The 316-nt window shown below is 32.9% G+C and carries 1 protein-coding gene; it reads left to right on the top strand.

Translation table 11 applies throughout. The annotated features are described in order from the left end of the window. Positions 1 to 13 precede the first annotated feature (13 nt). Positions 14 to 316: hypothetical protein (locus QWI17_RS18125; RefSeq protein ID WP_302723937.1), on the top strand; the 303-nt coding region annotated here is incomplete at its 3' end.

The raw sequence follows: 316 nt of genomic DNA on the forward strand, positions 1-316 counted from the left end.
ACAGAAATTCATTATGAAAAAAATTTACTCAAAACTTAAAAGTTTAGCTGTATTATCAGCTTTAATTGGGGGAACAAGCTTTGTTAATGCACAAGTTTATGTTGTTGGAGATGGTCAAACTGCATACAGCGTATCAGACAATGGAAAAGTTGTAGTATTAAACACAGTTGATAATAATTTTTATTGGACACCAGAAAAAGGTATTCATTTATTAGGAGAAATTGCTTCTGACACTTCAAACTCAGGGCATCCATTGGTTACTGCTGATGGTAATAAAATTGCTGTAATGGTTGCTAAACCTGAAACAGGTGTAAAC

The organism is Gilvimarinus gilvus (genome assembly GCF_030518155.1).
Taxonomy (GTDB): domain Bacteria; phylum Pseudomonadota; class Gammaproteobacteria; order Pseudomonadales; family Cellvibrionaceae; genus Gilvimarinus; species Gilvimarinus gilvus.